This window comes from Burkholderia sp. 4NA327C6, assembly GCF_005502655.1.
Taxonomy (GTDB): Bacteria; Pseudomonadota; Gammaproteobacteria; order Burkholderiales; family Burkholderiaceae; genus Burkholderia; species Burkholderia contaminans.
Genome location: NZ_SCNZ01000033.1, coordinates 62,953 through 84,981, shown reverse-complemented (window position 1 = coordinate 84,981; position 22,029 = coordinate 62,953). Strand labels below are relative to the sequence as shown.

Genomic DNA, 22,029 nt, shown 5'->3' with positions numbered 1-22,029 from the left:
CGGATGGCCGGGCGCGGTTACGCGGCGATGCGGAAACGCCCGACCAGCGACTTCAGCGCCTGAGCCTGCTCGTCGAGCGCATTCGCGGCCGCGGCCGCCTGTTCGACGAGCGCCGCATTCTGCTGCGTGCCGGCGTCCATCTGCGTGACCGCACGGCCAATTTCGTCGATGCCGGCGCTCTGCTCGTCGGATGCCGCGGAAATCTCGCCGATGATGTCGGTCACGCGCTTCACTGCCCGCACGACGTCGCCCATGGTGCGGCCCGCGTCGTGCGCGAGCGTCGCACCGTTCGCGACGCGCTCGACCGACGCACCGATCAACTCGCGAATCTCCTTCGCCGCGGTCGCCGAGCGCTGCGCGAGCAGCCGCACCTCGCCCGCGACCACCGAGAAGCCACGCCCCTGTTCGCCGGCGCGCGCGGCCTCGACCGCCGCATTCAACGCAAGAATGTTGGTCTGGAACGCGATGCCCTCGATCGTGCCGATGATGTCGCGGATGTTCTTCGCGCTGTCGTCGATCTCGCTCATCGTCGCCACCACGCGCCCGACGACCTCCCCGCCCGTCTCCGCGACGGCCGACGCATTGGCCGCGAGCGCACTCGCCTGCCGCGCGTTCTCGGCGTTCTGGCGGACGGTCGACGTGAGTTGCTCCATGCTGGCCGCGGTGCGCTCGAGCGCGACGGCCTGCTGCTCGGTGCGCTTCGACAGGTCGAGGTTGCCGGTGGAGATCTCGCCCGACGCCGCCGCGATCGCCTCGGCGCTGACGGCGATCTCGCCGACGGTCGCCGCGAGCCCCGTCTGCATCTCGGCCAGTGCACGCACCATGCTGTCGCGGTCGTGCCGGCCCAGCGTGATCGGTCGCGTCAGGTCGCCGCGCGCAATGTCCGCGGCGATCGCCTTCGCGTGCGCGGGCTCGCCGCCGAGCTGCGACGCGAGACGGCGCACGACGCGCTCGGCGATCACGATCGCGAGCACGATCAGCGCAACCGTCATCGCCGCGATCATCGCGAACGACGACGAGAAAATGGTGGCGGACGCATCGAGCGTCGCCTTCGACTTCGCACCGCGCGTCTTCACGAGTTCGGCGACGAGTTTCTCGAGCTTGCCGGTTTCGACCAGCAGCGACACGTCCTGCGTGCCGACCTGCCAGTTCATCTGCGACAGGTCGAGCGGCTGCGCACGCACGAGTTCGACGAAATCGCGCAGATGCGCGCTCCACGTACCGACCGCCGCCGAGAAAGCGCGCAGCCGCGCCGAATCGTCGGCATCGGCCGGATCCGCGTAGCGCTGCAGCGTGCCGAGCGCCTGGCCGATCGACGCGAGCCCCGCGCCCACGTCGGCGCCCAGTTCGTCGCGCTCCTTCGCGGTGGTCGCCGTCAGCAGCATCTTCTGGGCACGGCTCGCGCGCAGCACTTCGGCCCGGACCTCTTCGGCCGCGCGGCTCGCGACGTGGCCCTGCTCGTAGACCGACGCGATCGACGCGTTCAGCCGGCTGATCTGCCAGAGCGAAAACACGCCGATCGCGAGCGTGCCGACAAGCAGGATCGCGAATGCGGCGCGCAACGTCGCCTTGACGGTCCACGGCCGGCGCTCGCGACGTGCCGCCCGCGGGCGCCGCGCGGCGCGGCCGGCGGCAACGTCGGGTGCGGCGGCGGCCGCACCGGGCCGTGGATGCAAAGATGCTGCTTTCATCGAACTATCCCCGTATTGATCACGCGGCCGGAAAGGTCGGTCCCGGCATTCCCGCGATGGCTGGCCTTGCCGCGCGTCCTGCGCCCGCACCGGCGGATAGCCGGTGCCGGGCGCGGCGCGCCTGTTGTCTTGTCATTGGGTCGTTCTACGGCCGCCACCGCCGTTTCTTGAGTCCGGGAAACCACGCACCGGCCCCGGGCACGCCCTCCCGTGACGGGCAGGCGCACCGCCAGCGTTATACCCGGTCAAAAAAACACGCACCCGGCGATCCATCAGATGAATGTCCGATTCGCGACAAAAGTTGTCCTGACATTCTCGATACGCCACATTACACTTCTTTGACGCAGCAACGATTCAAGACGCGCCGGTCCCCAGCAGAGCGCGCCCGCCACCTCAACTCGTTCAGCTCTCACATGGAAACCAGCCTCGACACCGGCTCCGCCGGCGCAGCCGCCGCCAAGCCATCCGCCCCGCCCGTCGCCCGCACCGTGTACCCGGTGCTCGGTGCGATCAGCTTCTCGCACATGCTCAACGACATGATCCAGTCGTTGATCCTCGCGATCTATCCGATGCTCAAGAGCCAGTTCGCGCTGTCGTTCGCGCAGATCGGCCTGATCACGCTCACTTACCAGATCACCGCGTCGGTGCTGCAGCCGCTCATCGGCCTCTATACCGACAAGCGTCCGAAACCGTATTCGCTGCCGGTCGGCATGGGCTTCACGCTCGCGGGGTTGCTGCTGATGTCGGTCGCGCCGAATTTCGAAATGCTGCTGGTGGCCGCGGCGCTCGTCGGCTGCGGTTCGTCGGTGTTCCACCCCGAATCGTCACGCGTCGCGCGGATGGCGTCGGGCGGCCAGCACGGGCTCGCGCAGTCGGTGTTCCAGGTCGGCGGCAATGCGGGTTCCGCGCTCGGGCCGCTGCTGGCCGCACTCGTGATCATTCCGCACGGCCAGCACAGCATCGCGTGGTTCTCGGCGGCCGCGCTCGTCGCGATGATCGTGCTCACGCAGATCGGCCACTGGTACAAGAAGCATCCGTCGATGAAGAAGAAGGCCGCGGCGGCCGGCCACCCGACGCTGTCGCGCGGCCGCGTGATGGGCGCGATCGGCGTGCTGGTGCTGCTCGTGTTCTCGAAGTACTTCTACCTCGCGAGCATCAACAGCTATTTCACGTTCTACCTGATCGACAAGTTCCACCTGTCGGTGCAGGCCGCGCAGATCCACCTGTTCGTGTTCCTCGCGGCGGTGGCGGCCGGCACGCTGATCGGCGGGCCCGTGGGCGACCGGATCGGCCGCAAGTACGTGATCTGGGTGTCGATCCTCGGCGTCGCGCCGTTCACGATGCTGCTGCCGTACGCGAACCTGTTCTGGACCAGCGTGCTGACCGTGATCATCGGCGTCGTGCTGGCGTCGGCGTTCGCCGCGATCCTCGTCTATGCGACGGAGCTGATGCCCGGCAAGGTCGGGATGGTCGCGGGCCTGTTCTTCGGCTTCGCGTTCGGCCTGGGCGGCGTCGGCGCGGCCGTGCTCGGCCAGCTCGCCGACGCGACGAGCATCCCGTTCGTCTACAAGGTGTGCTCGTTCCTGCCGCTGATCGGCGTGCTGACGGTGTTCCTGCCGAACCTCGAAAGCAGCCGGCGCAAGCAGGCGTGACGACCCGGCCGCGGCGTGCGCGCCGCGGCCGGTCAAACGGCTCGAATGAAGGAAATGAAGAAAACGACGGCGGCTTCAGGCCGCCGTCGTCGCATGCAGCGACAGGAAACGCTTGAGGATGCCGGACGAATAGCTGCTCGCGATCGCCGACAGGAAGTGCGAGAACGACTGTGTCGCATGATCGTCGGCCGTATCGGAGATCGTGCGCACGAGCGCGAACGGCACGTCGTGCTCCGCGCACACCTGCGCGATCGCGGCGCCTTCCATCTCGACCGCAAGCGCATCCGGCAGCGCATCGCGCAACGCGACGACCTCCCGCTCGCTCGACACGAAGCGGTCGCCGCTGATGATGAGCCCCGCATGCAGCGTCGCACCGGCCAGGCCGAAACGCGCGGCAAACTGCGCGCCCTCTTCCTCGACGAACTGCGTGCACGCCGCCCGCAGGCTCGCGGTCAGCGCCGCGTCGGTCGCGAAACGCGTGATGCCGAGCAGCGGCACCTCGTAGCGCGGGAAGAGCGGCGACGCATCGAGATCGTGCTGCAGCAGCGTATCGGCCACGACGACATCGCCAACCCGCACCGTGTGCGACACGCCGCCCGCCACGCCGGTGAACACGACGCCCGCCACGCCGAACACGTGAATCAGCGCGCTGACCGTCGCGGCGGCCGCAACCTTGCCGACCCGTGCGAGCGTCACGACGCAGGCCGCGCCGTGCACAGTGCCGACGTGATAATCGCGGCGGCCGAGCGTGACCGTCTTCATTGCGCCGTCGGCGCGCATCGCGGCGATCAGGTCGCCGAGTTCCTCGGGCAGCGCGGCCAGAATGCCGAGCGGGCGGGCCGCAAGCGTCACATCCATGTCGATGCCCATCATTCCACCGCCTGCAGTTTCGCGACCGCGAGCGCGAGCCACTTCTCGCCGTGCCGCTTGAATTTCACCTGCGCCTTCGCATCGGTGCCGTTGCCTTCGAGCGCGGTGACCGTGCCTTCGCCGAACTTGGTGTGGAACACCTGCTGGCCGACCCGGAAGCCGGCATCGGCCGCGCGCTGCTTGTTCGCGAACGCGGGCAGCGGCGCGGATACGGCCGGATCGACGATCTGCTCGCGACTGCCGCCGCCCGGCCGCGCGAACCAGTCTCGACCGTAGCCGGCGTTGTCCGATCGGCCGCCCCAGCGCGAACCGGCCTCGACCTTCGGCGTGAGCCACTTCAACACGTGCTCGGGCAGTTCGTCGAAGAAGCGCGAGCGGACGTTGTAGCGCGTCTGGCCATGCAGCATCCGGCTCTGCGCGAACGACAGGTAGAGCCGCTCCTTCGCACGCGTGATCGCGACGTACATCAGCCGGCGCTCTTCCTCGAGGCCGTCCGATTCGAGCACGCTGTTCTCGTGCGGGAACAGCCCTTCCTCGAGGCCCGTGATGAACACGGCCGAGAACTCGAGCCCCTTCGCCGCGTGCACCGTCATCAGCTGCACGGCGTCCTGCCCGGCCTGCGCCTGGTTGTCGCCGGCCTCCAGCGACGCATGCGACAGGAAGCCGGCGAGCGGCGTCATCGTGTCGGGGTTCTGCGCCGGATCGGCGGGCGATACCGGGTCGAGCACGTCGACCGCCGGATCGTCCGTCGCGGTGCCGAGCTCGGGCGCCGCGATCGCGCCCGCGCGCAGCGGGATCGAACGCGCCGGCGTGTCGAGCCCGTAGCCTTCCTCGGCGATGAACGCGGTGGCCGCGTTCACGAGTTCCTGCAAGTTCTCGAGACGGTCCTGGCCTTCCCGCTCGCCCTGGTAGAAATCGGCGAGGCCGCTGGCGCGCACGATGTGCTCGACGGTGTCGGGCAGATTCATGTGCTGCGTGTCGGCGCGCATCTTCGCGACCAGGTTCGCGAACCCGCCGAGGCTCGTGCCGGCCTTGCCCGTCACGTACGGAATCGCGGCGGCCATCGAGCAGCCGTACAGGCGCGCGGCGTCGGCCAGCTGCTCGATCGAGCGCGCACCGATGCCGCGGGTCGGGAAGTTCACGACGCGCACGAACGCGGTGTCGTCGTTCGGGTTGTCGATCAGGCGCAGGTACGCGAGCGCATGCTTCACTTCCTGGCGCTCGAAGAATCGCAGGCCGCCGTACACGCGATACGGGATGCCCGACGACATCAGCGTGTGCTCGATCGAACGCGACTGCGCGTTGCTGCGGTACAGGACGGCCACTTCGCTGCGCGCCATCCCGGTGTTGATCAGCGAGCGGATCTCCTCGACGATCCAGCCGGCTTCCTGCGAGTCGGTGCTCGCCTCGTACACGCGCACGGGCTCGCCGTGGCCCGCGTCGGTGCGCAGGTTCTTGCCGAGGCGGTGCGCGTTGTTCGAGATCAGCTGGTTCGCCGCGTCGAGGATGTTGCCGTGCGACCGGTAGTTCTGCTCGAGCTTGATCAGGTTGCGCACGCGGAATTCTTCTTCGAAGTCGCGCATGTTGCCGACGTTCGCGCCGCGGAACGCGTAGATCGACTGGTCGTCGTCGCCGACCGCGAAGATCGCGTTCTCGCCGCCCGCGAGCATCTTGAGCCACGCGTACTGCAGCTTGTTGGTGTCCTGGAACTCGTCGACGAGGATGTGCCGGAAGCGCGCCTGGTAGTGCGCGCGCAGCGGCGCGTTGTACGCGAGCAGCTCGTAGCAGCGCAGCAGCAGCTCCGGGAAATCGACGACGCCCTCGCGCTGGCACTGCTGGTCGTACGCCTGGTACAGCTCGACGAACTTGCGGTTGAAGTTGTCGGACGCGTCGACCTTGTCGGGACGCAGCCCCTGTTCCTTCGCGTTGTTGATGAAGTACTGGACGTTCTTCGGCGGGTACTTCTCATCATCGACGTTCGCCGCCTTCATCAGCCGCTTGATCGCGGACAGCTGGTCGGCCGTATCGAGGATCTGGAAGGTCTGCGGCAGACCGGCGTCGCGCCAGTGCGTGCGCAGCATCCGGTTGCACAGGCCGTGGAACGTGCCGATCCACATCCCGCGCGTGTCGATCGGCATCATCGCCGACAGGCGCGCCATCATTTCGCGCGCGGCCTTGTTCGTGAAGGTCACGGCGAGCACGGTGGGCGGCGACGCGTAGCCCTGCTGGATCAGCCATGCGATGCGGGTGATCAGCACGCGGGTCTTGCCGCTGCCCGCCCCTGCAAGGATCAGCGCCGGTTCGTTCGGCAACGTGACGGCGGCGAGTTGTTCGGGGTTCAGATTGGCGAGCAGGTCGGGCATGGAGCGGCAGCGAACGGGCGAGAAAAATGCGGACCCGACATTATAAGTCGGCCGCGCGATGCCGTTCCCGATCCGTTCGACGGCACGTCACAGGCGCGCCGCGGCGGCGTCGCGACGGGCCCGCGCCGGCACGGCGATGGCTGGTCGATGTGCATCCATTTATAATTGTCAGATTCGGCATCCAATTCACGCATTTTTCGGCAGATTTCCAACATGAGCGACAACACGCTTGCGAAGAGCTTCGAGCCCCACACCATCGAGTCCCAATGGGGGCCGGAGTGGGAAAAGCGCGGCTACGCGGCCCCGGCCTTCGACCCGGCCCGTCCCGATTTCTCGATCCAGTTGCCGCCGCCGAACGTGACGGGCACGCTGCACATGGGCCATGCGTTCAACCAGACGATCATGGACGGCCTCACCCGCTACCACCGGATGCTCGGCGAGAACACGCTGTGGGTGCCCGGCACCGACCACGCGGGGATCGCGACCCAGATCGTCGTCGAGCGCCAGCTCGACGCGCAGGGCGTGTCGCGCCACGACCTCGGCCGCGAGAAGTTCGTCGAGCGCGTGTGGGAATGGAAGGAAAAATCGGGTTCGACGATCACCGGCCAGGTGCGCCGCCTCGGCGCATCGCCCGACTGGTCGCGCGAATACTTCACGATGGACGACAAGATGTCGGCCGCCGTGCGCGACGTGTTCGTCACGCTCTTTGAACAGGGCCTGATCTACCGCGGCAAGCGCCTCGTCAACTGGGATCCGGTGCTGCTGACCGCCGTGTCGGACCTCGAAGTCGTGAGCGAAGAGGAAAACGGCCACCTGTGGCACATCCGCTATCCGCTCGTCGACGGCTCGGGTTCGCTGACCGTGGCCACGACGCGTCCGGAAACGATGCTCGGCGACGTCGCGCTGATGGTCCACCCGGAAGACGAGCGCTACGCGCACCTGATCGGCAAGCTCGTCACGCTGCCGCTGACGGGCCGCGAGATCCCGGTGATCGCCGACGACTACGTCGACCGCGAGTTCGGCACGGGCGTCGTGAAGGTCACGCCCGCGCACGACTTCAACGACTACCAGGTCGGCCAGCGCCACAAGCTCGCGCCGATCGAGATCCTGACGCTCGACGCGAAGATCAACGACAACGGCCCCGAGCAGTATCGCGGCCTCGACCGCTTCGACGCGCGCAAGGCGATCGTCGCCGACCTCGACGCGGAAGGTTTCCTCGACTCGGTGAAGCCGCACAAGCTGATGGTGCCGCGCGGCGACCGCACGGGCGTCGTGATCGAGCCGATGCTGACCGACCAGTGGTTCGTCGCGATGACGAAGCCGGCGCCGGAAGGCACGTTCAATCCGGGCAAGTCGATCACGGAAACGTCGCTCGACGTCGTGCGCAGCGGCCAGATCAAGTTCGTGCCGGAAAACTGGACGACCACCTACTACCAGTGGCTCGAGAACATCCAGGACTGGTGCATCTCGCGCCAGCTGTGGTGGGGTCACCAGATTCCCGCGTGGTATGGCGAGGACGGCGAGGTATTCGTCGCGCGCAACGAGGAAGAAGCGCGCGCGCAGGCTGCCGCGAAGGGCTACACGGGTGCACTGAAGCGCGACGAAGACGTGCTCGACACGTGGTTCTCGTCGGCGCTCGTGCCGTTCTCGTCGCTCGGCTGGCCGAACGAAACGCCTGAACTGAAGCACTTCCTGCCGTCGTCGGTGCTCGTCACGGGCTTCGACATCATCTTCTTCTGGGTCGCCCGGATGGTGATGATGACCACGCACTTCACGGGCAAGGTGCCGTTCCACACCGTCTACGTGCACGGCCTCGTGCGCGACGCGGAAGGCCAGAAGATGTCGAAGAGCAAGGGCAACACGCTCGACCCGATCGACATCGTCGACGGCATCGACCTCGACACGCTGGTCGCGAAGCGCACGACGGGCCTGATGAACCCGAAGCAGGCCGCGACGATCGAGAAGAAGACGCGCAAGGAATTCCCGGACGGCATCGCCGCGTTCGGCACCGACGCGCTGCGCTTCACGATGGCGTCGATGGCGACGCTCGGCCGCAACGTGAACTTCGACCTCGCACGCTGCGAAGGCTATCGCAACTTCTGCAACAAGCTGTGGAACGCCACGCGCTTCGTGCTGATGAATTGCGAAGGCCACGACTGCGGCGCCGGCAAGCCGGAAGTCTGCGGCGCGGGCGATTGCGGCCCGGGCGGCTACCTCGACTTCTCGGCGGCCGACCGCTGGATCGTGTCGCTGCTGCAGCGCACGGAGGCCGACATCGCGAAGGGTTTCGCCGATTACCGCTTCGACAACATCGCCAGCAGCATCTACAAGTTCGTGTGGGACGAGTACTGCGACTGGTATCTCGAACTCGCGAAGGTGCAGATCCAGAACGGCACGCCGGAACAGCAGCGCGCGACGCGCCGCACGCTGCTGCGCGTGCTCGAGACGGTGCTGCGCCTCGCGCACCCGATCATCCCGTTCATCACCGAAGCGCTCTGGCAGAAAGTCGCGCCGCTGGCCGGCCGTTATCCGCAAGGCAAGGCCGAGGGCGAAGCGTCGCTGATGACGCAGGCGTACCCGATCGCGAACCTGCAGAAGATCGACGAGGTGTCCGAACAGTGGGCGGCCGACCTGAAGGCGATCGTCGACGCGTGCCGCAACCTGCGCGGCGAGATGAACCTGTCGCCGGCCACCAAGGTGCCGCTGCTCGCAGCCGGCGACGCCGAGCGCCTGCGCTCGTTCGCGCCGTACGTTCAGGCCCTCGCGCGCCTGTCGGAAGTGCAGATCCTCGCGGACGAAGCGACGCTCGACAAGGAAGCGCACGGCGCGCCGATCGCGATCGTCGGGCCGAACAAGCTGGTGCTGAAGGTCGAGATCGACGTCGCGGCCGAACGCGAGCGCCTGTCGAAGGAAATCACGCGCCTGACGAACGAAATCACGAAGTGCAATGCAAAGCTCGGCAACGAGGCTTTCGTCGCGAAAGCGCCGCCGGCCGTGGTCGAACAGGAGCAGAAGCGCGTCGCGGAATTCCAGAGCACGCTCGAGAAACTGCGTGCCCAGCTCGATCGGTTGCCTGCGTAACAAAGGGTAAGGTCGTTTGCGTTCACTATAATGCGAACGTGAACATAGACCGTCTGACAAGTCGATTACAGGAATAAAGGTTCGATCATGTTGAAAGTTACCAAGGCAGTGTTCCCCGTTGCCGGTCTCGGCACGCGGTTCCTTCCGGCTACGAAAGCAAGCCCGAAGGAAATGCTGCCGGTCGTCGACAAGCCGTTGATCCAGTACGCAGTCGAGGAAGCGATCGCCGCCGGCATTACCGAGATGATCTTCGTGACCGGGCGCAGCAAGCGCGCGATCGAGGATCACTTCGACAAGTCGTACGAAGTCGAGGCCGAACTCGAGGCGCGCGGCAAGGAAAAGCTGCTCGAACTCGTGCGCAGCATCAAGCCGAGCCATGTCGACTGCTTCTACGTGCGCCAGCCGGAAGCGCTCGGCCTCGGCCATGCGGTGCTGTGCGCGGAAAAGCTCGTGGCCGACAACCCGTTCGCGGTGATCCTCGCGGACGACCTGCTCGACGGCAACCCGCCCGTGATGAAGCAGATGGTCGACGTGTTCGACCACTATCACAGCTCGGTGATCGGCGTGGAAGAGATCCCGCCGTCGGAGACGAAGTCGTACGGGATCGTCGACGGCAAGGAGTGGGAAGAGTCGATCGTCAAGATGTCGGCGATCATCGAGAAGCCGGCGCCGGAAGTCGCGCCGTCGAACCTCGGCGTGGTCGGCCGCTACATCCTGAAGCCGCGGATTTTCGAGCACCTGCGCGCGCTGAAGCCCGGCGCGGGCGGCGAGCTGCAGCTCACCGACGCGATCCAGGCGCTGCTCGCTGACGAGCAAGTGCTGGCCTACAAGTACCAGGGCACGCGCTACGACTGCGGCAGCAAGCTCGGCTACCTGAAGGCGACGGTCGAATTCGCGCTGCGCCACGCGGAAGTCGGCGCGGAATTCGACGCGTACCTGCGCGCGCGTTCGGGCGCACACCCGGCCGCCTGAACGCGGCAAGGGCACGAGGGCTCGCTCCGGCGAGCCCGCCCTCACCTCACCGGCCGACGCTCAGCGCGCTTCGGCCGGCTTCACCGAGACGACGCCCGGCATCCCGCCCGCGTCGTCTTTTTTCGTCTTGACGAGCCAGCCGCCGCCGTCGCCGAACGGGACCTTCGCGAGCGCGCTCTTCACGAGCGCCGGCGCGGCCTGTCGTGTGCCGGGATCGCGATCGCGCAGCGCGGCCGATACGCGGTAGACGTCGGCGCCCGATTTCGCGTCGACGAAGCGCAGCGTCAGCACATGGCGATATACGCGGCCCATGAACGGCAGCGCGAACGGCGCCGGCCCGTCGACCGTCACGCATGCGCTGCTCGCGGCCCCGCACCCGTCGGCGCTCGCCGCGACCGCGGCCGGCTGCGTCGCATACGCGATCGACAGCCGGTAGCGCGCGGCCGCGAGCGGCTTCGCATCGAAGCCGCGGTGCGCGAGTTCGTCGCGCACGAGCGTCTCGATCTGCCGGTATTCGGCATCATCGGCCTGCGCGGCCGTGCGCACGAAATCGTAGCCGTGCGCGCCGGATGCGAATGCGTTCGGCTGCCCGAGCACACTCACGCCGCTCGTCACGCCGGCGCAACCCGTCAACAGCGACGCCGCCAGCGCGGTCGCTGCCCATTCCTTTCTCATGGCTTTCCCCAAATGCCTGCCGTCGCGCCCGGCCCTGTCAGGCGGACGGCTCGTCGATCGCGGGCAACGACACCGTCACCGCGGTGCCGACACCCACCTCGCTGTCGACCGACACGCTGCCCCCATGGCGCGTGACGACCGTCTTCACGAATGCCATGCCGAGCCCGGAACCCGAGATTTCGGGCCGCTCGCCGGCATGGAATCGCTTGAAACGCTCGAACAGATGCCGCTGATCTTCCGGCGCAATGCCGTATCCCTGATCACGAATCGTACAGAACATCCGTTTCGACGCGTGCTCGACCGCCAGCGTACACGTGATCACGGTATCGGACGGACTGTATTTGACTGCATTGTTCAACAGGTTCACGAACGCGCGCGTGATCAGCGAGCGGTCCGCGCGCACCCAGCACATGTCGGTGCCGACGTCGGTGTCGACGCGAATGTGCTTCGCCTGCGCCTGCGGCCATACCTCGTCGCTCGCGTCGATCAGCACGTCGACGAGGCTCGTCACCTCGAGCTGGTACGCCTGCGACTCCGCGCGCGCCAGCTGCACGAACTCGTCGGCGAGCGACAGCGCGCGGTGCGCATAGCGCTCGATCCGCGCGAGCAGCCCGCGCATCGCGTCGCTCTCGACGCGGTCGCGCTCGATCTCGACCAGCGCGAGGATCGACGACTGCGGCGAGCGCATGTCGTGCGACAGCAGGTGCAGCGCTTCCTCGCGCTGCCGCTCGGCCGCGTGCAGCTCGGTCACGTCGACGAGGCCGGCGATCCAGCCCGTCACGCGCCCTTGCGCGTTCGTACACGCCGCGTAGCGTAGCAGATGGTCGAGCCCGTCGCGATCGCGCACCTCGATGCCGCGCGCCATCGCGTCGTGCTCGGCCTCGAGCGTCGGGTCGAGCGCGGCCGGCCAGTGCTCGCGGATCGTCGCGTCGTGCTCGGCGTTGCCGTCGACGGTCTTCATGAACGTCAGCTCGCCGAGCGCCGTGCGCAGCGGACGGCCCTCCGGCATCGGCAGCGCGAGCCGCGAACCGTAGCGTTTCGCCGCATGGTTCGCGATCAGCACGGTGCCGGCCAGGTCGGTCACGAAGATCGGCTCGGGCATGCTGTCGAGGCTGTCCCACACGAAGCGCTTCATGTCCTGCACGCGCTGCGCGGCTTGCGCCATCAGCGCCATCTGCCGCTCCAGCACATCGCCGCCGACGCTGCGCGTGCGCGGCGCCTCGGGCAGCAGGTGCGGCTCGTCGGCGAGCCGCTGCAGCTCGCGGCGAAGGTACGACATCGTCATTTCCAGGCGCCGCCAGTTCCAGATCGGGTAGACGGCGATCAGCCCGAAGATCGCAGGCGCCGGCGACAGCCAGATGCGCGCCTCGAACAGCAGCGCCGTGCTCGCGACGACGGCAAGCGCGGCCAGGCTCAGCGTCAGCAGCAGCGCGCGCCACGGCGACAGCATCAGGAAGCCGCCCAGCAGCACGGCGAGCGGCAGCAGCGACGCGACGAACAGCCCGGCGCGCGACGCCGGCGAGATCGCGCTGCCGGTCGCCAGCATGTCGAGCACGTTGGCATGGATATACACGCCGGCGAGCGGCCCGAACTCACCGGACACGGGCGTGGCGAAACGATCGTACAGCCCCGACGCCGTCACGCCCACGACGACGATCTTGCCGCGCAGCGCGTCGGGCTTCACGCGCCCTTCGAGGACGTCGTCGAACGACAGCGTCGGATAGGCCGGCGTGTTGCGGCTGAACGGGATCAGGTAGCGGCCCTCGCCGGTCGCGTCGCCCGACAGGTCGTGCGCATGCGGGCCGGGCGCACCGCCGACCGGATGCAGCTGGCCGCCCTGGATCGCGCGATACACGGGCACCATCAGCTGCGGCCAGCGCACGCGGCCGTCGCTTTCGTACAGCGCCACGCTGCGTACGATGCCGTCGGGGTCGACTTCGAGGTTGATGTGACCGAGCCCGACCGCACGCGCCGCGAGCGCGGCCACCGGCGGGTCGACCGCGCGCGTGCCGTCCGCCTGCTCCGGGCTCAGCAGCACGGGCAGGAAGGTCGGCACGTGGGTCATTGCATCCGCGAACGCGCGATCTTCCGGCGACGGCTCGGTAAACAGCACGTCATAGACGACGGCGGCCGGCTGCGCGCGCGCCAGCGTGTCGAGCAGCCGCGCATGCACGTCGCGCGACCACGGCCAGCGGCCGAGCGCCGACACGCTCTGGTTGTCGATGTCGACGACGACCACGTCCGGTGAAAGCGGCAGGCTGCGCAGCATCAGCAGCCGGTCGTAGATCAAGCCGTCGACACTCGACGACAGGCGGCCGAGCGCGCACGTGAGGATCACCGCGACCCCGAGGCAGCCGATCGCGATCCATTCGATCAGGAAGCGGCGGCCGAGGTGCCGCCGCGGAGAAACGGAATCGGGTTTCATGCGCCGCGGATCAGCGCGACAGCGTGAACGCGCTGACCGGACTGGTCTTCTCGTAGAACTTGCCGCCTTCGAACTCCTCGACGGTCACGGCCCAGAAATAGTCGCCCGGCGGCAGGTGCGCGACGGTGATCTGGCGCGTATGCAGGCCGACCTGGTCGACGACCGGCGCGCTCAGGTCCTTCGAGCGCGACAGCACGAACCGGTAGCGCGCACCCTTGCCCGAACCGTTCGGCGTCCAGCGGAACTCGTAGCCGCCGGCACCGGGCGACGCGCTCGCGTCGAGCCCCATCACGCGGCGTTCGAACGCGTACGTCCGCGGCCGGCCCTCGAGACCGTTCGCATCGATCGCGGCGACCCGCACGAAGTAGTTCCCGTTCGGAACGTCGCGGAAAACCGCGCGCGGCGAATCGGTGCGCGTTTCGCGGAACAGGTCGAGCAGCCCGGCGTCGTGCGCGAGCTGCACGCGGTACGCATGCGCGTCGGCGAGCGGCGCGACGTCGAAGGCGACCTCGGGCTCGTCCTGCACCTTGTCGGGATGCGCGAGCGCCGGTGCGGGCAGCAGCTCGACGGGTGCGCTGACCGCGCCGGACGATGTCGCGACGCTGCCGAAATTCGCATGCACGAGCGTCGGATCGGCCGGCTTCCGGCCGCCCGCGACGCCGACGGTGCCGTCGAGCACTTCGACGCGCGTCGACGCATTGCCGGCCGCGTCGTAGTTCACGCGAAAGTGCGTGCCGCGCACACCGGCCACGACCGACGGCGACCGGATCTGGAAGCGGTCGTCGCGCTTTTTCAGATGGGTGACCTCGCTGTCGACCGAGCCGCGCGTGAGTTCGAACTGACGATCGAGCGTGCCGGTCAGCACCGTGCGGCGCAGCGCCTTCAGGTCGAGCTGGCTGTCGGGCGGCAGGCTCATGTGCGTGCCGTCGGCGAGCTCGAGCGTCACGAAACCGTTCGGGCCCGTGCGCACGCGATCGCCCTCGGCGAGCGCCGCGTCGTTCGCGAGCGGCGCAAAGGCATCGCCGGACGAGCGTTCAGCCGTGCCCTGCACCGCGACGACGCGGGCGGTCAGCTTTTCCTTGCGCAGGCGCGCCACCGGCAGCTTCAGCGCGATGCCGGGCTGCAGGTGCTTCGGCGCGGGCACGCCGTTGATCTGTTGAAGCAGTTGCCAGTCGTCCCCGCCCTGCAGGTAGCGCGCGGCGACGTCGTACAGCGTGTCGCCCGCCTGCGTGCGGTAGACGACCATCTTGCCCGCCGCCGCGGGCGGCTGGGCAGCCGCATGCTGCGCGGCGAACGCAAATGCGACCGCGCAGGCTGCGTGCAGCGCTACCGTGCGCAGGTTTGCCGTGCGCCGCGCGATTCCCGTGGTCACTCCGGTTCTCCCTGGCCGACCCGTTCGAGCCGGTAGCCGTAGCCGTAGATCGGCGCGAGGCGATAACCGTTTTCGGGCCGCAGGCCGAGCTTGGTGCGCAGCATCGAGATGTGCGTATCCATCGTGCGCGACGGGATGTCGGTCGCCTGCTTCCACACGAGATCGAGAATGTGCGCGCGCGACAGCGGCCGGTCGAGGTGCTGGAACAGCAGCAGCGCGAGTTCGAATTCCTTCTGCGTGAGGCTCACGGCCTTGTCGCCGACGTAGGCCTGCTTCAGGTTCACGTCGAAACGGAATTGATCGAATTCGCGAACGGTGGCTTCGGCGTTGACCGGATACGCGCGGCGCAGCAGCGAGCCGATGCGTGCGCGCAGGATCGGACCCGACACGGGCTTGACCACGTAGTCGTCGGCGCCGGCGTTGAGGATCTGCGTGATCCCCGCCTCGTCGTCGCGGCTCGTCATGAAGATGATCGGCAGGCTGTGCTCGGTCTGATTCGCACGCACCCACTTCAGCACTTCTTCGCCGGACATGTCGGGCACGTTCCAGTCGAGCACGAGCAGATCGAACGTCTCGCGCTGCAGACGCTTCTTCAGGGCCTTGCCTTCCTTGAACGCGTAGCACGTATGGCCAACGGCCGTCAGCGTTTGACTGACGAAATCCGTCTGGGCCGGATCGTCATCCAGTACAGCAATTCTCATAGCACCCCGCAAATCGAAATCGATTCGTCCAGTTCAGCTCCCCGCCCTCATCCGGCCACGCGACACGCGCGCGGCTTCCGGATACCGGCCGGCAAGCCACCGTTCGCCGCTCGCGCCACCTGCGCAAAACAGCGACCCCGGCTAAATATCTCAAAAACGGGGCGCGGACGAACCGGCGATTTCATCATAGTAGTATGAAATTCGCCAATAAATTGCGCGGACTACCGTCTTTTCTTCGAATAATCCTTCCTGCCGCGCAATCGAGCGCCTAATCGGCGCCCGTGATGCTCGCTACCGGCTCTGTTACATCGTCGGCCGGCATGCGATGCGGCAGCGGCTCCGGATGCGCCGGCTGGGCCAGCATCCGCTGCAGCTGGCCGCGCACGCGCTCCCACGCGGTGGCCGCATAGTCCGGCTGGCTCGCTGCCCACGCCTGCGCCAGATCGAACACACGCTCGATGGTCGCACCGCAGTAGGTCAGGCCCGAGCCGTCGTCCTGCGCGGCATCGCGCAGCCGTTCGTCGAGCCACTCGGCCAGCCACGGCATCTCGGCCGCGGCGGAATCCGCGTAGGCCTCCAGCGCGGCACGCGCGTGACGATCCTGTTGCGGATCGAGCTCGATACGGCTCAGTCCCGATACGCTGCGTTCCGCTCCGGACGGACTTCGAATGGTCCCTGGTCTGAAGGACATGTCCTCTCCCCGTTGTACGACGGTAGCGCCAGGCATGGCCCCCGTGCCCGCCGTACGACGTACCGTGGCCGGCGCATCCGCTGGGAGCGGACGACCGGCCGGGTCAGTATACGCAGCCGATCACGAAGCGAGGTTTAAGAATTGTCAGAAAAGCGTGGCCGGCGCGGGGCGGACGCCACGCGCTGCCGGCAACGCGATGCGGGCCGTCAGCGGCGGCGCATCAGGAACACGAAGGTCTTGTCCTGCGTCGTCGATTCGACGATCTCGTTGCCCGTCTGCTTCGCGAACGCGGCGAAATCGCGCTGCGAGCCGGGATCGGTCGCGAGCACCTTGAGGATTTGCCCGCTTTCCATATCGGCGAGTGCTTTCTTGGCGCGCAGGATCGGCAACGGGCAATTGAGCCCGCGCGCGTCCACTTCCTTGTGAATCTGCATCGGCTGTCGACCTTCGAATGACGCGCCACCCAAGGCGCGGAAAGAAGCCGCGATTTTACCGCAGCGCCGCCGTGCCTGCCTGGGCTGCCGGCAGGCCAACGCCCTCGGAGCCCGGGCTCAGGTGCCCGAAAAGCCGCCCGCGAGCCGCTCGCGCAGGTGCCGCACGAGCGCGCGCACCGCGCTCGGCACGACCGGGCTGTACGGACGGATCGCGAAGATGTGGTCGCCGAACGCGCCCGACGGCCGCCAGCCGTCGAGCAGCGCGACCAGCCGGCCGGCGTCGAGGTCGCGCTGCGCGCTGAAATCCGGCAGCAGCGCGATGCCGAGCCCGCCGAGCGCAGCCTCGCGCATCGCCTCGCTGTTGTTCGCCGCGAAGCTGCCGCGCACCGGCACGCTCACGCGCTCGCGCCGCCGGCCGTGCGGCTCGAAGCTCCATGCGGCCGGCTCGTTGTCGCGCAGGTAGCACAGGCAGCTGTGCTCGACGAGCTCGCCCGGGTGCCGCGGCGCGCCGCGCGCGTCGAGGTAGTCGCGGCTCGCGACGAGCAGCGAGCGCGTGTCGCACAGCTTCCACGCGACGTGGGTCTGCGGCGCGGTGGTCGTATGGCGGATCGCGAGGTCGAAACCCTCCTGCGTGAGCGAATGCAGCCGGTCCGACAGGTCGAGCTCGATCTGCACGCCCGGGTGCTGGCGCAGGAAATCGGGCAGGTGCGGCACGACCTGCTGGCGCCCGAGCGCGACCGGCACCGTCACGCGCAGCAGGCCGCGCGGCTCACCGGCCAGGTCCTTCACGCGCGCGAAGTGCTGGCCGATCGACTCGAACGCGTCGCGCGTGCTGTCGACGAGCGTCTGGCCCGCGTCGGTGAGCCGCACGCTGCGCGTCGTGCGCCGCACGAGCGGCACGCCGGCCGCCTTTTCGAGATCGGCGATGCGCTGGCTCATCGCGGCCTTGCTGATGCCGAGCCGGTGCGCGGCAGCCGTGAAACTGCCGGCCGCGGCCAGCACCGTCAGCGAATGGATATGCGGCCAGAGCGCCTGGACATTTTGCTGATTCATCCACTGATTATTCAGAATTCTGAACAGTGAATCAAGCTGCACAGCCTTCTCCGGCCCGCCCGCTTTGCCTAGACTAGGTTCGGTACACCCCCCATTCCAGGAGACACGCATGACCACGGTTCCCGCCTACACGTCCGACGCCGACATCGGCCACTACATCGAAGGCGCGCCCGTCGCCGGCCGCAGCGGCCGCTTCCAGGACGTCCTCAACCCGGCGCTCGGCCGCGCGGTGCGCCGCGTGGCGCTCGCCGGCAACGACGAAGTCGAGCAGGCCGTCGCGTCCGCCCACGCCGCGTTCCCGGACTGGGCCGCAACGCCGCCGATCCGCCGCGCGCGCGTGCTGCACCGCTTCCTGCAACTGATGAACGAGCACCGCGACACGCTCGCGGCGATCATCACGGCCGAGCACGGCAAGGTGTTCTCCGACGCGCAGGGCGAAGTCGCCCGCGGCATCGACATCGTGGAATTCGCGTGCGGCGTGCCGCAGCTCCTGAAGGGCGACTTCACCGACCAGGTCAGCACCGGCATCGACAACTGGACGATGCGCCAGCCGCTCGGCGTCGTCGCGGGCATCACGCCGTTCAACTTCCCGTGCATGGTGCCGTGCTGGATGTTCCCGGTCGCGATCGCAACGGGCAACACGTTCGTGCTGAAGCCGAGCGAGCGCGACCCGTCGGCGGCCCTGTTCATCGCCGACCTGCTCACGCAGGCCGGGCTGCCGGCCGGCGTGTTCAACGTCGTGCAGGGCGACAAGGGCGCGGTCGACGCACTGCTCGACCACCCGGACGTGCAGGCCGTCAGCTTCGTCGGCTCGACGCCGATCGCGGCCTACGTGCAGCAGCGTGCCGTGCAGTCGGGCAAGCGCGTGCAGGCGCTCGGCGGCGCGAAGAACCATCTCGTCGTGATGCCCGACGCGAACCTCGAGCAGGCGGTCGATGCGCTGATCGGCGCCGCGTACGGGTCGGCCGGCGAGCGCTGCATGGCGATCAGCGTCGCGGTGCTGGTGGGCGACATCGCGGACCAGATCGTGCCGCTGGTGGCCGAGCGCGCACGCAAGCTGGTGATCGGCGACGGCATGTCGCCGGAAGTCGAGATGGGCCCGATCGTCACCGGCGATGCGTTGAAGCGCATCGAAGGCTATATCGAGCAAGGCGTGAACGAAGGCGCGCAACTGGTGGTCGACGGCCGCGGGCTGCGCGTGCCGGGCCGCGAGGCCGGCTTCTTCACCGGCGGCACGCTGTTCGATCACGTGACGCCCGACATGCGCATCTACAAGGAAGAAATCTTCGGGCCCGTCCTCGGCTGCGTGCGCGTGAAGGATTTCGGCGAGGCGGTCGACCTGATCAACGCGCACGAATTCGGCAACGGCGTGTCGTGCTTCACGAGCGACGGCGGCATCGCGCGCGAGTTCGCGCGGCGCATCCAGGTCGGGATGGTCGGCATCAACGTGCCGATCCCGGTGCCGATGGCATGGCACGGCTTCGGCGGCTGGAAGAAGAGCCTGTTCGGCGACATGCACGCGTACGGCGAGGAAGGCGTGCGCTTCTATACGCGCCAGAAGTCGGTGATGCAGCGCTGGTCGTCGAGCATCGGCAAGGGCGCCGAATTCGCGATGCCGACCGCGAAGTAACGATCCTGCGGCACACCGCCCGCAGCTCTATCGCGCGGGCGGTGCGCCGGCAGTCGAGATCAGCCCGCGTTCGTGCCGTGCGCGCCGTCGGCGGTCGGCAGGTACGACAGTTCTAGCCGGTACGCGAGCGCGACGAACAGGCTCTGCGCGAGGCCCATCGTGGCAGTCAGCGCGCGGAAGCCGAACGTCGCGCTGTCCTGCACCATCAGCGTCACCTCGGCCTCCCGCGCGAGCGGGCTCATCCGGCTGTCGGTGATCGCGATCAGCCGCGCGCCGCGCTGCACGGCCTGCTGTGCGACCTGCACGGTTTCCTCCGCGTACGGCATGAACGAGATCACGATCATCACGTCGCCCTCGCGCACCGAACGGATCTGCCCGAGATGCATGCTACCGAGCGCGCTGAACAGCCCGATGCGCTTGTCGGTGTGCTGCAGCGCGTAGTCGAGGTACACGGCGATCGGAAACGCGCGCCGCGAGCCCGCGATCCAGATCGCCTGCGTATCGGCGAGCAGGTCGACGGCCTGCGCGAGCGCCTGCGAATCGAGCGTCTGCCGCAGCTGCTGCATCCCGGCAATGCTGCCCTTGATGAATTCGTCGGCGATCTGCTCGGGCCGCAGGCTCGACGAGCCCGCTTCGATCACGTCGCGCAGCCGCAGGTTGTATGCGCGCCCCGGCGCGATCTGCTGCGCGAGCCCTTCCCGGAACAACTTCTGCATCTCGGAAAAGCCGGAAAAGCCGAAGTGCTTCGCGAAGCGCACGACGGCCGACGGCTGGACGCCGCACGCCTGCGCGAGCGTCTGGATGCCTTCCAGGCCAAGCTGGTCCCGATGCGTTTCCACGTGGCGCGCAATCACCTTCAGGCGATTGCTGAGGCCGTCGTACTCCTGCGTCAGGTGCTGCAGGAACTGCTCGACGGTGGCGGGAGGTTTCTCGGATGAACTCATCGGATAGCGCGAAGTTGACGGCCCCGATGTGCGCGCGGTACTGGCGGGCGCGGCCCGGGACTCGACTGGATACATGCATGAAGGGCGAATTTAATCACGTTTGCGACGCGACCCGCGCCGCGCGCTCGCTCCCACGCGCTCGATCATCACTTGACTACGCTCCACGGCGATACTGGAAGCGATTGTCCAACGCGCTCGCCGCGTCGTAAAGATTAGGGCGTCTACCAAGGCCGGCTGCCACGGCGAAGCGTGGCGCAGCCGGCCCGCCTCCGTTCAACGATAGTCGACCCACACGCTGCCCGCGTCGGCCGAACGCACGCAGTTCTCGACCCAGCGCACGCCTTCCACGCCCGCATGGACGTCCGGATAGCGGATGTTCTTCAATGCCGCGACGTCGCCGCGATCGGCCGCGTCCATCGCGAGCGCGAAGCGCGCGTACAGGTTCGACCAGGCTTCGAACAGCCCTTCCGGATGCCCGGCGCCGATGCGATCCTCGCGCAATGCGTGCGGATGCAGATAACCCATCCCGCGATCGAGCACCTGGGCGGGCTGCCCCTGGATTTCGTAGCGCAGCTGGTTCGGATGCTCGTCCCACCATTCGATGCTCGCCTTCGAGCCGATCACGCGCACCTTCTGCCCATGCATCGAGCCGGCGTTCACCGCGCTCGACCACACGTAACCGATCGCGCCGGTGTCGTATTCCATGATCGTGAATGCGTTGTCCTCGAGCGGCGCGCGGCTTTTCACGAAGCTCTGCCGCGAACACATCAGCCGCCGGATCTTCAGCTCCGGCGCCATCACTTCGGAGATGTACAACGGATGCGTGCCGATGTCGCCGAGCACGTAGCTCGGGCCCGCGAACTTCGGATCGACACGCCAGCGCGCGGCCGCGCTCGCGGCCTCGACGCCTTCGCTGTGGAAGCCGTGCGCGAACTGCATCTGCACGATGCGGATCTCGCCGAGGTCGCCGCGCGCGATCATCTCGCGCGCCTGCTCGATCATCTGGTGTCCCGAGTAGCCGTATGCGACGCCGACGATCCGGTTCTTCTCGACCGACAGGCGCTGCAGCGCCTCGGCCTCCTCGATCGTGAAGCACAGCGGCTTCTCGCAGACCACGTGCAGCCCCGCGTTCAGCGCCGCGCGGCAGATCTCGAAGTGCGTGTTGTTCGGCGTCGCGATCGACACCGCGCGGATGCCGTCCGGGCGCCGCGCCTCGGCGTCGAACATCGTCGCGTAGTCGGGATAGCAGCGCTCGGCCGCGACGCCGAGCTTCACGCCGAACTGGCGGCCGCGTTCGGGATCGATGTCGAATGCGCCGGCGACCAGCCGGAAGCTGCCGTCGCGCAGCGCGGCCGACCGGTGGCTGTAGCCGATCTGGCTGCCGAGACCGCCGCCGACCATGCCCCAGCGAATCGAATGTCCAAGCAGAATCTGTCCGTCAATCATGATGGTGGGGTTCCTGGTGCGTGTTCACG

General features: G+C 67.9%; 16 protein-coding genes. 4 read left to right on the top strand and 12 right to left on the bottom strand.

Annotated features, from left to right (window positions below):
- Nucleotides 1-17: 17 nt before the first annotated feature.
- Entirely contained in the window at nt 18-1,691 is a 1,674-nt protein-coding gene (locus FFS49_RS28300) for a methyl-accepting chemotaxis protein (RefSeq protein ID WP_039347339.1), read from the bottom strand.
- A 413-nt stretch (nt 1,692-2,104) separates the two neighbouring features.
- Between FFS49_RS28300 and FFS49_RS28295 the strand changes: the two genes are divergently transcribed.
- Nucleotides 2,105-3,343 carry an MFS transporter gene (locus FFS49_RS28295; protein ID WP_105816801.1) on the top strand — a complete coding sequence of 413 codons (1,239 nt, stop codon included), beginning with the start codon at nt 2,105-2,107 and terminating at the stop codon, nt 3,341-3,343.
- Nucleotides 3,344-3,418: 75 nt separating this feature from the next.
- On the opposite strand, the gene FFS49_RS28290 is transcribed toward FFS49_RS28295, so the two are convergent.
- Both FFS49_RS28290 and FFS49_RS28285 read right to left on the bottom strand, forming a co-directional pair.
- Nucleotides 3,419-4,216: a 5'-methylthioadenosine/adenosylhomocysteine nucleosidase gene (locus FFS49_RS28290; protein WP_105816802.1), complete on the bottom strand. Its 798-nt coding sequence runs from the start codon at nt 4,214-4,216 to the stop codon at nt 3,419-3,421.
- Nucleotides 4,213-6,576 (bottom strand): UvrD-helicase domain-containing protein, encoded by a 2,364-nt coding sequence (locus FFS49_RS28285; protein ID WP_105816803.1) that lies wholly within the window; start codon nt 6,574-6,576, stop codon nt 4,213-4,215. The genes FFS49_RS28290 and FFS49_RS28285 overlap by 4 nt, the downstream gene beginning before the upstream one ends.
- 213 nt (nt 6,577-6,789) lie before the next feature.
- On the opposite strand from FFS49_RS28285, the gene FFS49_RS28275 reads away from it, so the two are divergent.
- Nucleotides 6,790-9,657 (top strand): valine--tRNA ligase, encoded by a 2,868-nt coding sequence (locus FFS49_RS28275; protein WP_105816804.1) that lies wholly within the window; start codon nt 6,790-6,792, stop codon nt 9,655-9,657.
- A gap of 87 nt (nt 9,658-9,744) precedes the next feature.
- The gene (gene galU, locus FFS49_RS28270) at nt 9,745-10,629 is read left to right on the top strand and encodes a UTP--glucose-1-phosphate uridylyltransferase GalU (protein ID WP_039347352.1); all 885 of its coding nucleotides are present in this window, start codon (nt 9,745-9,747) and stop codon (nt 10,627-10,629) included.
- 60 nt (nt 10,630-10,689) lie between these two features.
- Here galU and FFS49_RS28265 read toward each other — a convergent pair whose 3' ends face one another.
- The 7 genes from FFS49_RS28265 to FFS49_RS28235 all read right to left on the bottom strand — a co-directional run bounded on the left by FFS49_RS28265 (nt 10,690) and on the right by FFS49_RS28235 (nt 17,980).
- A complete protein-coding gene (locus FFS49_RS28265) occupies nt 10,690-11,304 on the bottom strand; it encodes a DUF4136 domain-containing protein (protein WP_105816805.1) in 615 nt (204 codons plus the stop codon).
- Nucleotides 11,305-11,341: 37 nt separating this feature from the next.
- Nucleotides 11,342-13,729, bottom strand: a complete 2,388-nt coding sequence (locus FFS49_RS28260; protein WP_105816806.1) for a CHASE2 domain-containing protein — start codon at nt 13,727-13,729, stop codon at nt 11,342-11,344.
- A gap of 10 nt (nt 13,730-13,739) precedes the next feature.
- The gene (locus FFS49_RS28255) at nt 13,740-15,101 is read right to left on the bottom strand and encodes a FecR domain-containing protein (RefSeq protein WP_105816807.1); all 1,362 of its coding nucleotides are present in this window, start codon (nt 15,099-15,101) and stop codon (nt 13,740-13,742) included.
- Complete coding sequence (locus tag FFS49_RS28250) at nt 15,098-15,802, bottom strand: response regulator transcription factor (RefSeq protein ID WP_006490421.1); 705 nt, start codon at nt 15,800-15,802, stop codon at nt 15,098-15,100. The genes FFS49_RS28255 and FFS49_RS28250 overlap by 4 nt, the downstream gene beginning before the upstream one ends.
- Before the next feature lie 268 nt (nt 15,803-16,070).
- Nucleotides 16,071-16,493: a peptidase gene (locus FFS49_RS28245; protein ID WP_105816808.1), complete on the bottom strand. Its 423-nt coding sequence runs from the start codon at nt 16,491-16,493 to the stop codon at nt 16,071-16,073.
- Nucleotides 16,494-16,699: 206 nt separating this feature from the next.
- Entirely contained in the window at nt 16,700-16,927 is a 228-nt protein-coding gene (locus tag FFS49_RS28240; protein WP_006402122.1) for a sulfurtransferase TusA family protein, read from the bottom strand.
- A 117-nt stretch (nt 16,928-17,044) separates the two neighbouring features.
- Nucleotides 17,045-17,980, bottom strand: coding sequence for a LysR family transcriptional regulator (locus tag FFS49_RS28235; protein WP_105816809.1), 936 nt, complete (start codon nt 17,978-17,980; stop codon nt 17,045-17,047).
- Nucleotides 17,981-18,089: 109 nt separating this feature from the next.
- On the opposite strand from FFS49_RS28235, the gene FFS49_RS28230 reads away from it, so the two are divergent.
- The gene (locus tag FFS49_RS28230) at nt 18,090-19,610 is read left to right on the top strand and encodes a CoA-acylating methylmalonate-semialdehyde dehydrogenase (protein ID WP_105816810.1); all 1,521 of its coding nucleotides are present in this window, start codon (nt 18,090-18,092) and stop codon (nt 19,608-19,610) included.
- A gap of 59 nt (nt 19,611-19,669) precedes the next feature.
- Here the strand turns inward: FFS49_RS28230 and FFS49_RS28225 are convergent, their stop codons facing one another.
- The gene (locus FFS49_RS28225) at nt 19,670-20,554 is read right to left on the bottom strand and encodes a MurR/RpiR family transcriptional regulator (protein ID WP_039347380.1); all 885 of its coding nucleotides are present in this window, start codon (nt 20,552-20,554) and stop codon (nt 19,670-19,672) included.
- 273 nt (nt 20,555-20,827) lie between these two features.
- The gene (locus FFS49_RS28220; protein ID WP_105816811.1) at nt 20,828-22,000 is read right to left on the bottom strand and encodes a Gfo/Idh/MocA family oxidoreductase; all 1,173 of its coding nucleotides are present in this window, start codon (nt 21,998-22,000) and stop codon (nt 20,828-20,830) included.
- Nucleotides 22,001-22,029 lie beyond the last annotated feature (29 nt).